This is a genomic window from Microbacterium keratanolyticum (assembly GCF_016907255.1).
Taxonomy (GTDB): Bacteria; Actinomycetota; Actinomycetes; order Actinomycetales; family Microbacteriaceae; genus Microbacterium; species Microbacterium keratanolyticum.
This window is the reverse complement of the sequence record NZ_JAFBBQ010000001.1, coordinates 2,369,479-2,383,478: the sequence shown is the minus strand read 5'-3', so window position 1 is coordinate 2,383,478 and position 14,000 is coordinate 2,369,479. Positions and strand designations below refer to the sequence as shown.

Annotated in this window: 11 protein-coding genes; 4 read left to right on the top strand and 7 right to left on the bottom strand. The window is 65.3% G+C overall.

The window, feature by feature from the left end; genetic code table 11:
* Positions 1 to 18: 18 nt before the first annotated feature.
* Both JOD62_RS11495 and JOD62_RS11490 read right to left on the bottom strand, forming a co-directional pair.
* Complete coding sequence (locus tag JOD62_RS11495) at positions 19 to 1,536, bottom strand: amino acid permease (RefSeq protein ID WP_204939410.1); 1,518 nt, start codon at positions 1,534 to 1,536, stop codon at positions 19 to 21.
* Between the two features lie 11 nt (positions 1,537 to 1,547).
* Positions 1,548 to 2,924, bottom strand: coding sequence for a glutamate decarboxylase (locus JOD62_RS11490; protein ID WP_204939409.1), 1,377 nt, complete (start codon positions 2,922 to 2,924; stop codon positions 1,548 to 1,550).
* Between the two features lie 200 nt (positions 2,925 to 3,124).
* On the opposite strand from JOD62_RS11490, the gene JOD62_RS11485 reads away from it, so the two are divergent.
* Positions 3,125 to 6,007 (top strand): HAD-IC family P-type ATPase, encoded by a 2,883-nt coding sequence (locus JOD62_RS11485; RefSeq protein WP_204939408.1) that lies wholly within the window; start codon positions 3,125 to 3,127, stop codon positions 6,005 to 6,007.
* A 146-nt stretch (positions 6,008 to 6,153) separates the two neighbouring features.
* Here JOD62_RS11485 and nrdF read toward each other — a convergent pair whose 3' ends face one another.
* The 4 genes from nrdF to nrdH are packed head-to-tail and all read right to left on the bottom strand — an operon-like array spanning position 6,154 to position 9,995.
* Positions 6,154 to 7,134 (bottom strand): class 1b ribonucleoside-diphosphate reductase subunit beta, encoded by a 981-nt coding sequence (nrdF, locus tag JOD62_RS11480; protein ID WP_204939407.1) that lies wholly within the window; start codon positions 7,132 to 7,134, stop codon positions 6,154 to 6,156.
* 33 nt (positions 7,135 to 7,167) lie between these two features.
* Positions 7,168 to 9,327, bottom strand: coding sequence for a class 1b ribonucleoside-diphosphate reductase subunit alpha (gene nrdE, locus JOD62_RS11475; protein WP_204939406.1), 2,160 nt, complete (start codon positions 9,325 to 9,327; stop codon positions 7,168 to 7,170).
* Positions 9,309 to 9,743, bottom strand: a complete 435-nt coding sequence (nrdI, locus tag JOD62_RS11470; RefSeq protein ID WP_204939405.1) for a class Ib ribonucleoside-diphosphate reductase assembly flavoprotein NrdI — start codon at positions 9,741 to 9,743, stop codon at positions 9,309 to 9,311. The genes nrdE and nrdI overlap by 19 nt, the downstream gene beginning before the upstream one ends.
* A gap of 18 nt (positions 9,744 to 9,761) precedes the next feature.
* Positions 9,762 to 9,995: a glutaredoxin-like protein NrdH gene (gene nrdH / locus JOD62_RS11465; protein WP_204939404.1), complete on the bottom strand. Its 234-nt coding sequence runs from the start codon at positions 9,993 to 9,995 to the stop codon at positions 9,762 to 9,764.
* Positions 9,996 to 10,342: 347 nt separating this feature from the next.
* Between nrdH and JOD62_RS11460 the strand changes: the two genes are divergently transcribed.
* From JOD62_RS11460 to JOD62_RS11450, 3 genes are read left to right on the top strand one after another with little or no spacing between them, the layout of a single operon-like run.
* Positions 10,343 to 11,560 (top strand): MFS transporter, encoded by a 1,218-nt coding sequence (locus JOD62_RS11460; protein ID WP_271171520.1) that lies wholly within the window; start codon positions 10,343 to 10,345, stop codon positions 11,558 to 11,560.
* The gene (locus JOD62_RS11455; RefSeq protein ID WP_204939403.1) at positions 11,557 to 12,468 is read left to right on the top strand and encodes a sugar kinase; all 912 of its coding nucleotides are present in this window, start codon (positions 11,557 to 11,559) and stop codon (positions 12,466 to 12,468) included. The genes JOD62_RS11460 and JOD62_RS11455 overlap by 4 nt, the downstream gene beginning before the upstream one ends.
* A gap of 18 nt (positions 12,469 to 12,486) precedes the next feature.
* Positions 12,487 to 13,668 (top strand): acyl-CoA dehydrogenase family protein, encoded by a 1,182-nt coding sequence (locus tag JOD62_RS11450; RefSeq protein ID WP_204939402.1) that lies wholly within the window; start codon positions 12,487 to 12,489, stop codon positions 13,666 to 13,668.
* A gap of 7 nt (positions 13,669 to 13,675) precedes the next feature.
* Here JOD62_RS11450 and JOD62_RS11445 read toward each other — a convergent pair whose 3' ends face one another.
* On the bottom strand, positions 13,676 to 13,948 hold the full coding sequence (locus tag JOD62_RS11445; protein WP_204939401.1) for a metal-sensitive transcriptional regulator: 273 nt from the start codon (positions 13,946 to 13,948) through the stop codon (positions 13,676 to 13,678).
* Positions 13,949 to 14,000 lie beyond the last annotated feature (52 nt).

Genomic DNA, 14,000 nt, shown 5'->3' with positions numbered 1-14,000 from the left:
GATCTGCTCCAGGAAATCTCAGGCCGTGGAGGTGGTGTCCTCATCGTGTGTGCCGTGCGCGGCCTTCTCTGCATCGCTGCGAGTATCCCAGGAGGGCTTCCTCAATGCGTAGAAGAGAAGCGGTGGGCCTCCGAGAACCACGATCACCGCCGCGACGATCCACGGGTAGAGCGCCGGCGGGAAGGCCGTGAAGCCCTGCGGCGGGATGAAGGCGAACAGGAATGCCGTCGCGCTCGCGAGGAACCCGACGCCCGCCACCAGCCCGAGCGCGGGCACGCGATACGCGCGCTTCACTCCCCCCTGCGTCCGTCGGAGGATGAGCGCAGACGCGAACATCATCATGTACATGATGAGATACAGCGCGGCGGACATGTCGATCAGCGCGACGAACGCGGCGCTGACGTTCGGGACGATGATGAAGATCGCGGCCAGCAGCGTGACGATCGTCCCCTGCAGCATCAGGATCCCGGACTGCACGCCGGCCTTGTTCTTCTTCTGCAGCCAGCGCGGCAGCAGGCCGGTCTCCGCCGCAGCGAGCACGCCCTTCGACGGACCGACGATCCAGGTGATCACCGAGGCCAGCGCGCCGGCGGCGATCAGCGCCGACACCACAGCTGTCGCCCACTGACCGACACCCCAGTGTCCGAAGTACGCCTGGAACGCGAGCATGATGCCATTGGTCAAGCCGAGCTCCTTCTGTGGCACCGCCACGGCGATCGCGATCGTCGGCAGGATGAACACGAGCAGGATGAGGATCGCGGAAAGGAAGATCGAACGCGGGAACCCGCGCCCCGGATCCTTCATCTGATTCACATGCACAGCGTTGACCTCCATGCCGGCGTAGGCGAGGAAGTTCGACACGATGAGCACGATCGACGCGATGCCGGTGAACGGCGGAATCACCGCCTCCGGAGTGAGCGGCACCTGCGTCTTCTCACCGCTGAACACCCAGATCGCTCCGAAGACGATCAGCAGAGCAGCGGGCAGCAGGGTTCCGAGGATGCCACCCCAGGAGCCGAGCTTCGCGAAGAGGTTCCCTCCGCGCAGCGCGATCAGCGTGGAGCCCCAGTAGAGGACGAGAATCACCACTGCGGTGAAGAAGCCGGAACTCGACAGGGAGGGATCGAGAACGACGAACGCGAGCGCGCCGGCGATGAACGCGAGCTGCGTCGGGTACCAGACGACGTTCTGGATCCACTGCAGCCAGACGGCGGTGAAGCCCCAGCGGTTGCCCATCGCCTCTCTGATCCAGATGTACACACCGCCCTTCCACCCGGTGGCCAGCTCGGCCGCCACGAGCGCCGTGGGGATGAGGAACAGGATCGCCGGGATGATGTACAGCGTCACGCTTCCGAGGCCGAAGACCGCCATCGCCGGAAGCGACCGCAGACTCGCGACGACGACGAGGGTGAGCAGGGCGAGCTGGCCCACGCCGAGAAAGCTCGTCACGGCGGAACGCGGCGCAAGAGGGTGATTCGAGACCGCCCCAGGCGTGCCGGACGGGGTGCGAGGAGCCGGTGTCTTCGAAGTGGACATGTCGGCACGCCTCAGTGGTGGAACGCCGCGTGGGATGCTTCACGGGGCATGGGCGCGTCGAGGTTGTCGAGATAGGCGACCTCGTTCTCGATCTCCTGCAGCAGAGACTGAGCCAGATCCATGCTGAGGCCGTTGCGGACGACGATGCGCTGCACAGTGATCTGCTCGAGATCAGCGGGCATCGGGTACGCCGGGATCAGCCAGCCGCGCATCCGCAGACGGTCCTGCAGGTCGTAGAGGGTCCAGTTGTGCGTGTGCCCGTCTTTGAGCCGCCACGCGAAGACGGGGATATCGCTGCCGTCATTCCACAGCTCGAAGGCGTCGAGCTTCGCGATGCCCGCGGACAGGAACTTCGCCACATCCTGAGATTCCTGCTGCACGGCACGGTATCCCTCGAAGCCGAGCCGGAGGAACAGATAGTACTGCAACACGACCTGCGCACCGGGGCGCGAGAAATTCAAGGCGAACGTGGGCATCTCTCCGCCCAGATAGCTGACCTTGAACACCAGATCCTCCGGCAGCCACTTCGCGTCCCGCCAGATCACCCACCCCAGTCCCGGGTACACCAGACCGTACTTGTGTCCCGATGTGCTGATCGAATGCACCCGCTCGAGGCGGAAGTCCCAGACCAGGTCCGGCTGCAGGAACGGCGCGATCATCGCTCCGGATGCGCCGTCGACGTGGATGGGGATGTCGAGGCCCGTCGTCCTCTGGATCTCGTCGAGGGCTGCGGCGATCTCTGCGACCGGCTCGTACATGCCGGTGTAGGTGACCCCCATGATCGCCACGACGCCGATCGTGTTCTCGTCGATGTACTTCGCCAGGTCGTGCCCGTCGAGCGTCTTGTGCTCCTCGCTGATCGGCACGTAGCGCGGTTCGACGTCGAAGTAGTTGCAGAACTTCTCCCAGCACACCTGCACGGCGGACGACATCACGAGATTCGGCGAGGAGGTGTCCTTGCCTGCCGCACGCCTGGCCTGCTGCCAGCGCCGTTTGAAAGCGAGACCGCCGAGCATGCACGCCTCGGATGAGCCGATCGTGGAAGTGCCGATGCTGCGCGCGGCATCCGGGGCGTTCCAGAGATTCGCCAGCATCCGCCAGCAGTTGTCTTCGATCGCGGCCGTCTGCGGATACTCGTCCTTGTCGATCATGTTCTTGTCGAACGATGCCTCATAGACCTGTCGCGCATCGTCGTCCATCCACGTGCTGACGAACGTCGCGAGATTCAGGCGCGCATTGCCGTCGAGCATCGTCTCGTCCTCGATGATCTGCTTCGCCGTGGCGGGAAGGGTCTCGGTCGCCGGGATGACGTGACGCGGAGCCCCCGCCGCTTCTACCGGCCTCGTGAAAAGCGGGGCAGCCGGGCTGAAGGAATCATCGCTGGTCATGTCGTCTCCTTGTTCCGCATGTGCGCCGACAGCGAGGGTCCGATCAAGCCAAATCGGTTCCACGCCGTCTGCTCGAATGTGAACAAGCTAGGCCGCGTTCGACGAACGCGCAAGCAAACGGGTGCGTGAGGGACCACCGATCTGCCGAGCGACTCGCAGGCGCGCTGCGCCCGTGTCGCGGGCCACGCTACATTGAGCGCATGAGCGCCCCTGTTGCGACGAGCCCAGACGCCGGTCTGACGTCCGCGGATGTCGCCGATCGCATCGCCCGCGGCGAGACGAATGCCTACGACGCCGACACCAGCCGCAGCGCGTGGAACATCGTCCGCTCCAACGTCTTCACGTTGTTCAACGGCATCGTCTTCGCCTGCTTCTTCGTCCTGTTCCTCGTCGGGCGGTGGCAGGATGCGCTCTTCGGCTTTGCGGCCTTCGGAAACGCGATCATCGGATGCATCCAAGAGTTCCGCGCCAAGGCCGCACTGGACAGACTGGCGCTGCTGAGCGCTGCGCCCGCGCGCGTGCGCAGGGACGGCGCCGAGATCGAGGTGCCGCCGAACGATGTCGTGCTCGACGACACCCTCATCCTCCGAGCGGGCGACCAGGTGCCTGCGGACGCGGAGGTGAGCTTGTCTCGGGGGCTTCAGTTCGACGAGTCGATGCTGACCGGAGAATCCGATCCCGTCGACAAGAGGCCAGGAGAGCTCGCACTCTCGGGGTCGATCGTCGTCGGAGGTGAGGGGGTGGCTCGGGTTTCGCGCGTCGGCGCGGACTCCTACGCCAACCGCTTCGCGGGTGAGGCGCGCAAATTCTCGCTCGTCGCCAGCGAACTGCGCTCGTCCGTCAACCGGGTGCTGAAGTGGGTGAGCTGGGGCATCGGGCCGATCGGCCTGCTGGTCTTCAACGCGCAGGTGATCGTGGCCGGAGGATACGAGGCCGCGTTCACCACCGGAACATGGGTGCAGGCCGTGGTCAACACGATCGCCGCCCTGACGGCGATGGTTCCGCTGGGTCTGGTGCTGATGACCAGCATCGCGTTCGCGGTCGGGGCTGCCAAGCTCGCCCGACAGCAGGTCCTGGTGAATGAGCTGCCGGCGGTGGAGGGCCTCGCCCGCGTCGACATCATCTGTCTCGACAAGACGGGGACGCTCACACTCGGCGAGATCGTCTTCGACGACGCGCATCCTCTCTCGAGCCCCGAGGACGGGTGGGAGGGCGCGCTGGGATGGTACGGCAGCGCTCCGGACGCCAACGCGACCGCACGGGCCCTGCGGTCGAGGTTCGTCGGTGACGCCGCCTCGCGCACACCCGCCCAGTACGTTCCCTTCTCATCCGCGCGAAAGTGGAGCGCGGTCTCCTTCGTCGAGCGTTCGGGAACATGGGTTCTCGGCGCCCCGGAGATGGTGTTCGGAGATCTGGCCACCTCCGAGTCGACGGCCCTCGGCGCGGAGGTCATCCGTCTGGCCGAAACCGGGCGCAGGACGCTCGTCCTCGCCTATGCGCCCGCGTCGCTCGACGAACGGGATGCCGAGGCGGAGCGTCTGCCCGCGGATCTGAGCCCGGTCACGGTTCTGACCTTTCGCGAACAGGTGCGCCCGGACGCCGCCCGCACCCTCGAGTACTTCCGGCGACAGGGCGTGGGGGTCCGGATCATCTCCGGTGACAGCCCACGGACCGTTGCGGCCATCGCTCGCGAGGTTGGACTCGACGCCGCGGACGGGTTCGATGCCCGTGAACTGCCCGAGGATCTCGTAGAGCTCGCCCGCGTGCTCGACGAGCACACCGTCTTTGGCCGAGTCACGCCCGAGCAGAAGAAGCTGATGGTCTCCGCGCTGCAGCAGGCTGGTCACACCGTGGCCATGACGGGCGACGGTGTGAACGATGCGCTCGCGATCAAGTCGGCCGACATCGGGATCGCGATGAACTCGGGTTCGCCGGCGACCAAGGCCGTCGCACGACTCGTGCTGCTCGACGGCCAGTTCTCCCACCTCCCCGATGTCGTGGCCGAGGGGCGCCAGGTGATCGCCAACATCGAACGCGTCTCGATGCTCTTCCTCACCAAGACCGTGTACGCCACCGGCCTCGCGCTGCTCTTCGGTGTGCTCCTCCTCGAGTTCCCGTTCCTGCCGCGCCAGCTGTCCATCACTGACGGGCTCACGATCGGGATCCCGGCCTTCTTCCTCGCGCTCCTGCCGAACGCGCAGCGCTATGTCCCCGGGTTCCTCCGACGATCGCTGAGCTTCGCGATCCCCGCGGGCATCATCGTGGCGGTCGGGATCACGGCGTACACCCTTGCCGCACGCGATCTGGGGATCAGTCAGGAGCAGCTGCGCACAGGGGCGACGATCATTCTTGCCGTCGTCGGCATCTGGGTGCTCAGCGTGCTGGCGAGGCCGCTCAGCGCCGTGAAGATCATTGTGGTCGGGGCGATGTTCCTCGCACTGATCGGGGTCTTCACCCTCCCCCTGTCGACGCAATTCTTCGCGCTGGTCGACCCCGGCCGCGACGCCGCGACGCTCGTCGCAGCCATCGCGATTCTGATGGTCTGCGGGATCGAGATCGTGCGCCTCGTTCACAGGCGAGTACTGCGCGGGATGGCTGCAGCGCCCGCCGTGACGAGCGACGCAACGGGCCCGACGGGACGGCGAGCACGCAGGTCACTGGTCGCCACGACGGTGGCACGGATCGTGACTCTCGTGGTGCTCGCGCACGGCCTGCTCACGAGTCTGCTCGGAGTGCTGCTCCTCCTCGACCGATACTCCGGTGCAGACGACGCGGAAGTGGTCGCGCTCTCTCTCGTCGGAGCGGGCATCACCCTCTTCGGACTCTTCGTGGTGGCTGTCTCCGGAGGTGTGCTCCGAGGCAGCCGTCCGACGCGGGTGCTGATCACGATCTACGCCACGATCCTCGCACTGCTCGGGATCATCGGCATCCTGGCCGGAGACGCCTGGGACGTGTGGGCGATCATCTCAGTCGTCGTCTCCGCAGCCATCGCCTCGGCGCTCTGGATTCCACCGGTCGCCTCGATCTTCGCCACACCGCTCGAGGCATCGACTCCACAGGGCGGCCACGACAGCGCCACCTGACGCAGGCGTCCGGCCGGTTGGCACCGCTCACGCGCAGGCACTCGCATTCTCACAGTCAGCGCGCACGAAGACGCCCCTGCGGCACTGAGCGAGGATTCTCAGCACCGCAGGGGCTTGTTTCTGTTTTTAGCCTCTAATCTGGGCTTTTAGAAGTCCCAGTCGTCGTCTTCCGTGGCCTCGGCCTTGCCGATGACGTACGACGAGCCCGACCCGGAGAAGAAGTCGTGGTTCTCGTCTGCGTTCGGCGAGAGCGCCGACAGGATCGCCGGGTTCACGTTCGTGACCGTCGAGGGGAACATGGCCTCGTAGCCGAGGTTCATGAGCGCCTTGTTGGCGTTGTAGTGCAGGAACTTCTTGACGTCCTCGGTCAGCCCGACGCCGTCGTAGAGGTCCTGCGTGTACTGCACCTCGTTGTCGTAGAGCTCGAACAGCAGGTTGAAGGTGTAGTCCTTCAGCTCCTGGCGACGCTCTTCGGTCTCGTTCTCGAGCGCACGCTGGAACTTGTACCCGATGTAGTAGCCGTGCACGGCCTCGTCACGGATGATGAGGCGGATGAGGTCGGCCGTGTTCGTGAGCTTCGCCTTCGACGACCAGTAGATCGGCAGGTAGAAGCCCGAGTAGAACAGGAACGACTCCAGCAGGGTCGAGGCGACCTTGCGCTTGAGTGGATCGTCGCCACGGTAGTAGTCGACGATGATCTGCGCCTTCTTCTGCAGATACGGGTTCTCTACCGACCAGCGGAACGCCTCGTCGATCTCCTTCGTCGAGCACAGCGTCGAGAAGATCGACGAGTAGCTCTTCGCGTGCACCGACTCCATGAAGGCGATGTTCGTGAGAACGGCCTCCTCGTGCGGGGTGACCGCATCCGGAATCAGCGACACCGCACCGACCGTGCCCTGAATCGTGTCGAGCAGGGTGAGCCCGGTGAAGACGCGCATCGTCATGAGCTTCTCGTCTTCGGTGAGCGTCTGCCACGACTGGATGTCGTTCGACAGCGGCACCTTCTCGGGCAGCCAGAAGTTGTTCACCAGACGGTTCCAGACCTCAAGGTCCTTGTCGTCCTGGATGCGGTTCCAGTTGATCGCCTGCACGTGATCGATCAGCGGCAGCTTCGGGGTAGGAGTCATCGTTTGTTCCTTGAATCAATCAGTGAGCGGCGATCACAGCATGCAGCTGACGCACTCGGTCATGTCGGTGCCCTCAAGGGCGAGCTGGCGCAGACGGATGTAGTAGATCGTCTTGATGCCCTTGCGCCATGCGTAGATCTGCGCCTTGTTGATGTCGCGCGTCGTGGCGGTGTCCTTGAAGAACAGCGTCAGCGACAGACCCTGGTCGACGTGCTGCGTGGCGGCGGCGTACGTGTCGATGACCTTCTCGTAGCCGATCTCGTATGCGTCCTGGTAGTACTCCAGGTTGTCGTTCGTCATGAACGGCGCCGGGTAGTAGACGCGCCCGAGCTTGCCTTCCTTGCGGATCTCGATCTTCGACGCGATCGGGTGGATCGACGACGTCGAGTTGTTGATGTACGAGATCGAGCCCGTCGGCGGCACCGCCTGCAAGTTCTGGTTGTAGATGCCGTGCTTCTGGATCGACGCCTTCAGCTCTTCCCAGTCCTGCTGGGTCGGGATGTGGTGCCCCGCGAAGAGCTCCTTGACCTTCTCGGTCTCGGGAACCCATGCCCGCTCGGTGTACTTGTCGAAGAACTCCCCCGACGCGTAGGTCGAGTCCTCGAAGCCCTCGAATGCGACGCCACGCTCGATGGCGATCTTGTTCGAGGCGCGCAGCGCGTGGAACAGCACCGTGTAGAAGTAGATGTTCGTGAAGTCCAGGCCCTCTTCCGAACCGTAGAACACGCGCTCGCGAGCGAGGTAGCCGTGCAGGTTCATCTGGCCGAGACCGATCGCGTGCGTGCGATCGTTCCCATCCTCGATCGAGCGCACCGAGCTGATGTGGCTCTGGTTGCTGACCGCGGTCAGGCCGCGGATCGCGGTCTCGACCGTGGCGCCGAGGTTCTGCGCGTCCATCGCCAGGGCGATGTTCATCGAACCGAGGTTGCACGAGATGTCCTTGCCGATCTGGTCGTAGGACAGGTCGGTGTTGTACGTCGTCGGGGTGTTCACCTGCAGGATCTCGCTGCAGAGGTTCGACATGTTGATGCGGCCCTTGATCGGGTTCGCCTTGTTCACCGTGTCCTCGAACATGATGTACGGGTAGCCCGACTCGAACTGGATCTCGGCGAGCGTCTGGAAGAACTCGCGCGCGTTGATCTTGGTCTTCTTGATGCGCGCATCGTCGACCATCTCGTGGTACTTCTCGGTCACCGAGATGTCACCGAAGGGCACGCCGTAGACCTTCTCGACGTCGTACGGCGAGAACAGGTACATGTCCTCGCCCTTCTTGGCGAGCTCGAACGTGATGTCGGGAACGACGACGCCCAGCGAGAGCGTCTTGATGCGGATCTTCTCGTCCGCGTTCTCGCGCTTGGTGTCGAGGAACTTCATGATGTCCGGGTGGTGCGCCGAGAGGTACACGGCCCCTGCGCCCTGACGTGCGCCGAGCTGGTTGGCGTAGCTGAAGCTGTCTTCGAGGAGCTTCATGACGGGGATGATGCCCGACGACTGGTTCTCGATCTGCTTGATCGGCGCACCCGCCTCGCGGATGTTCGAGAGCAGCAGCGCCACACCGCCGCCGCGCTTGGACAGCTGCAGCGAGGAGTTGATGCCGCGCGAGATCGACTCCATGTTGTCTTCGATGCGCAGCAGGAAGCAGCTGACGAGCTCGCCGCGCTGCGCCTTGCCGGAGTTGAGGAACGTCGGCGTCGCCGGCTGGAAACGACCGGAGATGATCTCTTCGACCAGGTTGATGGCGAGCTGCTCGTCACCCGAGGCGAGACCGAGGGCGGTCATGACGACACGGTCTTCGAAGCGCTCGAGGTAGCGCTTGCCGTCGAACGTCTTCAGCGTGTAGCTCGTGTAGTACTTGAACGCGCCGAGGAAGGTCTCGAAGCGGAACTTCTTCGAGTAGGCGAGGTCGTTGAGCTTCTGGATGAACTCGAACGAGTACTGGTCGAGAACCGCGGCCTCGTAATACTCCTTCTCGACGAGGTAGTCGAGCCGCTCCTTGAGCGAGTGGAAGAACACGGTGTTCTGGTTGACGTGCTGCAGGAAGTACTCCCGCGCGGCACGACGGTCGGCGTCGAACTGGATCTGTCCGTTCGCGTCGTACAGGTTCAGCATCGCGTTGAGAGCGTGGTAGTCCAGACCCTCATAGTTGGGGTTGATCTTGAACGCCACCGGGTCTGTCACTGTCGATTCCACCATCGTTCCAATCCGTCGCCTACGCGCTCGACGTCTTCCTGTGTGCCGAATACTTCAAGCCGATACAAGTGAGGCACGTGGCACTTGCGGCTGATGATCTCTCCGGCGAGACAGAAGGAGTCGCCGAAGTTGGTGTTTCCGGTGGAGATGACTCCCCGGATGTGTCGGCGGTTGCGCTCATCGTTGAGGAACCGGATGACCTGCTTGGGTACAGCTCCCGTCTCGACGTTTCGCCCCAGTCCCCCGCCGTATGTCGGGGTGACGAGAACGAAGGGCTCCTCGATGAGGAGCTCTTCGTCGGTGCGGTACAGCGGAATACGTTCGGCGCGGAGGCCGAGCTTCTCGATGAAGCGCGCGGTATTACCCGAGATGCTCGAGAAGTAGACGAGCAGGGGAACGGCGGTCGTGACCGCACTCATCGCACACCCGCCGGCAGACTATGCGAGCCGCGATGCGAGCTCGTCGATCTTGTCGGGACGGAAGCCCGACCAGTGGTCCTCGTCGGTGATGACGACGGGTGCCTGCAGGTAGCCGAGAGCCTTGACCTGCTCGAGCGCTGCCGGGTCTTCCGACAGGTCGAGAATGTCGTACTCGATGCCCTTCGCGTCAAGCGCGCGGTAGGTCGCGTTGCACTGGACGCAGGACGGCTTCGTGTAGACGGTAATCGACATAATTGCGCCTCTTCTTCCCTTGAACCTGATGTTTCCCGGCAGGCCCCCCACCAGGACTTCAATACTACATATAGGGACGGACATTAGGGGCGACCACAAGGGGTAGTAGTTACATCTCTGTAGTTTTCCACCGCTTTCCACGGGTTCCCCCACAGGTTCTCCACGGTTTCATCCACAGCCGACACCACCCCGAAGGAGGTCGCGAAGCGCGGATTCCCGCGCCTCGGAACGACCGCATTCGGATCCATCCACAGATCGGACGCTACAGCGGGCTTCGGACATTCCTCAGGGTGTGGAATCCGCGGTTCGGCGTGTCGTGGGCGTGTCGCTGCGAGTACCGTTGTCAGGTGGCCGCATCCGGATATCGCGAACTCCTGCGCACCCCCGGGGTGGGGCGCATCATCGCCGCACAGCTGACCGCCCGATTCCCCAGCGGAATGGCGAGTCTCGCGATCCTGCTGCACGTCGAGCACACGACGGGCTCGTACGGTGCGGCAGGTCTGGTCCTCGCCGCGACCAGCGTGGGCCAGGCGGTCGCCGGCCCCGTGACGAGCCGCTGGATGGGCCGGTGGGGCATGCGTCGTGTCCTCACGCTCACCCTGCTCATCTGCGTTCTCGCCGTCACGACCCTCGCACTCGCCCCGCTCCACCTCGCCGGGTACATGGCACTCGGGCTCATCGCGGGGCTCTCCACTCCGCCGGTGCAGGCGGCGGTGCGCACCATCTATCCGAAGATGGTCAACTCCTCGCAGCTCACACCTCTCTTCTCGCTGGATGCATCGCTGCAGGAGATCATCTGGATCGTCGCCCCGGTCGTGATCACCTTCGTGTCCACGCAGGTGGGCACTGTGCAGGGCCTGCTCCTCGTCGCGACGATCCAGGTGCTGGGAGGCGCGTGGTTCATCCTCTCCCGCGAGGTCGGACGCGTGCGCATTCCTCGCAGCCGACGGGGCTTCGGGGCTGTCGTCCTCAAGCCGCCGGTCATGCTGGCGACCGTCATCGGGTTCCTCCTGATCGGCGCCTGCGCCTCGGTCGAGGTCGGCGTCGTCGCGACCTTCGACCACGGCGGACTGGAAGCGGGCCTCGTCCTGGCAGTGTTCTCCGTCGGCAGCCTCGCCGGTGGCCTGGCCAGCGGCCGCGTGCCGATCGGCCCCTGGGCGATGGCCCGCCGCTTCGCGATCGTGACGGTCGGCCTCGCGCTCACGATGATCTCCCTCAACGTGTTCTGGCTGGGTGGATCGCTGCTGCTCGCCGGTCTCGGCGTGGCCCCCGCTCTCGCCGTCCTCTTCGCCATCACGACGGCGAGCGTGAAGTTCAGCGAGTCGGCCGAGGCCTTCGGCTGGGTGGGCACCGGACAGCTCATCGGGGCCGCCGCCGGATCCGCGACCGCCGGGGTCCTCATCGACCAGACCGGCGGCGCGCAGGGCGCATATCTCGCCGCGACGCTCTTCGCCGCCGTGGGGCTTCTGGTTTCGATAGTCTTCGTGCGAGCCTTCCCCGATCTTCGCGATCGGGATCCCAGTCCGATCCCCGACACAGAACCGGTCATTCTTCCTTCATCATGACGTCGTCGCCTGCTTCCGTTCCTGCCCCCGATCTGATCTGCGTTGGCGAGTGCATGGCACTCATCACCCCCACCGATGCCCCGCTCTCGAGCGCGCACACGGCGACGGTCGGCCTGGCGGGAGCAGAATCGAACGTCGCCGCGCAGGTCGCTGCGAACGGATACCGCGCGGTGTGGGCGTCTCGTCTGGGCGATGACCCGCTCGGCACGCGCGTGCTGTCCGAGCTGGAGGCGCGCGGCGTCGAGGCATGGGCGGAGCGCGATTCCGACGCTCCCACCGGTGTCATGTTCAAGGACCCGGGCGCCGAGAGCTCCGATGTCTACTACTACCGCCGGGGTTCCGCCGCCTCGCGGATGGCCGGCGGCTTCCTCTCGACCGCGCAGCTCGCGGGCGTGCGCATCGTGCACACGACGGGCATCACTCCGGCACTGTCGGCGTCCTGCGCCGAGATGACAGGTCAGCTGTTCGCGGATGCTCGCGCCGCCGGCGCTCTCGTCTCCTTCGACGTGAACGACCGCCGCGCACTGTGGTCCCTGGACGAGGCGGCATCCGCACTCGCGCACTACGCCAACGCCGCCGACCTCACCTTCGTCGGCCGCGACGAGGCCGAGCGTCTCTGGGGCACCGCGACGGCAGAAGACATCCGCCGCCATCTTCCTGACTGCGCGGTCCTCATCGTCAAGGACGGCGATGTGGGCGCGACGGCGTTCGTCGGCGCGGAGGCGCCGGTGTTCGTTCCGGCCCCCACGGTCGAGGTCGTGGAACCCGTCGGCGCCGGCGACGCCTTCGCATCGGGCTTCCTCACCGCGACGTTGCAGGACCTCCCCTACGCCGAGCGTCTCTCCGCCGGCCACGCCGCCGCCGCGCGGGTTCTGGTCGTGCCGCACGACCTGCCTCCCCTGCGCTGACGGTCATAGGCTGGAGGCATGTCCGCTTCGGTCGCCGCCCCTGCCCCGTTCGATCCCACCGCCTTCCTTCCGGACGACCTGCTTGCCCGGATCCGCGAGCGCGCGCCGATCCACGATCGCGAGAACACGTTCCCGCAGCAGGACCTCGATGAACTGCGCGACGCCGGCTACCTTCGCATCCTCGTGCCGACCGAGCGCGGCGGCGCAGGGCTGAGCCTCACCCAGGCGGCGATCCTCCAGCAGCGCCTCGCTGGCGCCGCGCCCGCCACGGCGCTGGCGATCAACATGCACCTCGTGTGGACGGGCGTCGCCAAGGTCTTCTCCGATCGCGGTGTCCCTGGGATGGAGTTCGTGCAGGACGGCGCGGCCGCCGGCGAGGTCTTCGCCTTCGGTATCAGCGAGGGCGGCAACGACCTCGTGCTCTTCGGCAGCGACACGGAGGCTGTGCCGCAGGCAGACGGCTCCTACGCATTCACGGGCCTGAAGATCTTCACCTCACTGGCACCCGTCTGGACGCGCCTGGGCCTGCACGGCCTCGACACCACGAGCCCGGATGCCCCGAAACTCGTGTTCGCCTTCATCGACCGCACCGACGCGGTGGTGACCGGCGACGACTGGGACACCCTCGGCATGCGCGGCACGCAGAGCCGCACGACGCGCCTCAACGGCGCGGTCGCCCCCGCCGATCGCATCGTGCGCCGCATCGATCCGGGCCCCACGCCTGATCCGATCATCTTCGGGATCTTCTCGGTGTTCGAGATCCTGCTCGCCTCGGTGTACACCGGTATCGCGCAGCGTGCGCTGGAGCTGGCGGTCGAGACCGCGCAGAAACGCCGATCGAAGAAGACCGGCAAGAGCTATGCACAGGACCCCGACATTCGCTGGCGGATTGCGGAGATGGGCCTCGCCGTCGACGCGCTGCCCCCGCAGATCGCCGCACTCGCGCGCGATGTCGATGAGCTCGTCGATCACGGCACGCGGTGGTTCCCGCAGCTCGCCGGGCTCAAGCACCGTGCCACGGTGATGGCCAAGCAGGTGGCCGACGAGGCGATGCTCGTCGCCGGCGGAAGCTCATACTTCTCCGCGCACGAGCTGTCGCGGATCTACCGCGATGTGCTGGCAGGCGCGTTCCATCCCTCCGACCCGGAGTCGGCGCACTCCACCGTCGCGAGCGCCCTGCTGGGACCGATCGAGGACTGAGTCTCGGCTATTTGCCCTGGAAGTCGAACGCCTTCATGAGTTCGGCGACGGCCTGGTCGCGGGTGTCTCCGCCGGCCTCGATCATGTGCGTCACGTGCGTGCGGAGATGATTCTCCAGCAGCAGGCGGTTGAGGGACTCGAGTGACTTCTGGATCGCGCGGGTCTGCGTGATGATGTCCATGCAGTACTCCTCGCCCTCGATCATGCGCGTGATGCCACGCAGCTGGCCTTCGAGGATGCTCGTCCGGTGCAGAGCACGCTTCTTGATGTCTTCGATCACCACTTGAGGCTACTCCCCCTGGAGGCAGGAATGCCGAGAACGAGCATGGGAG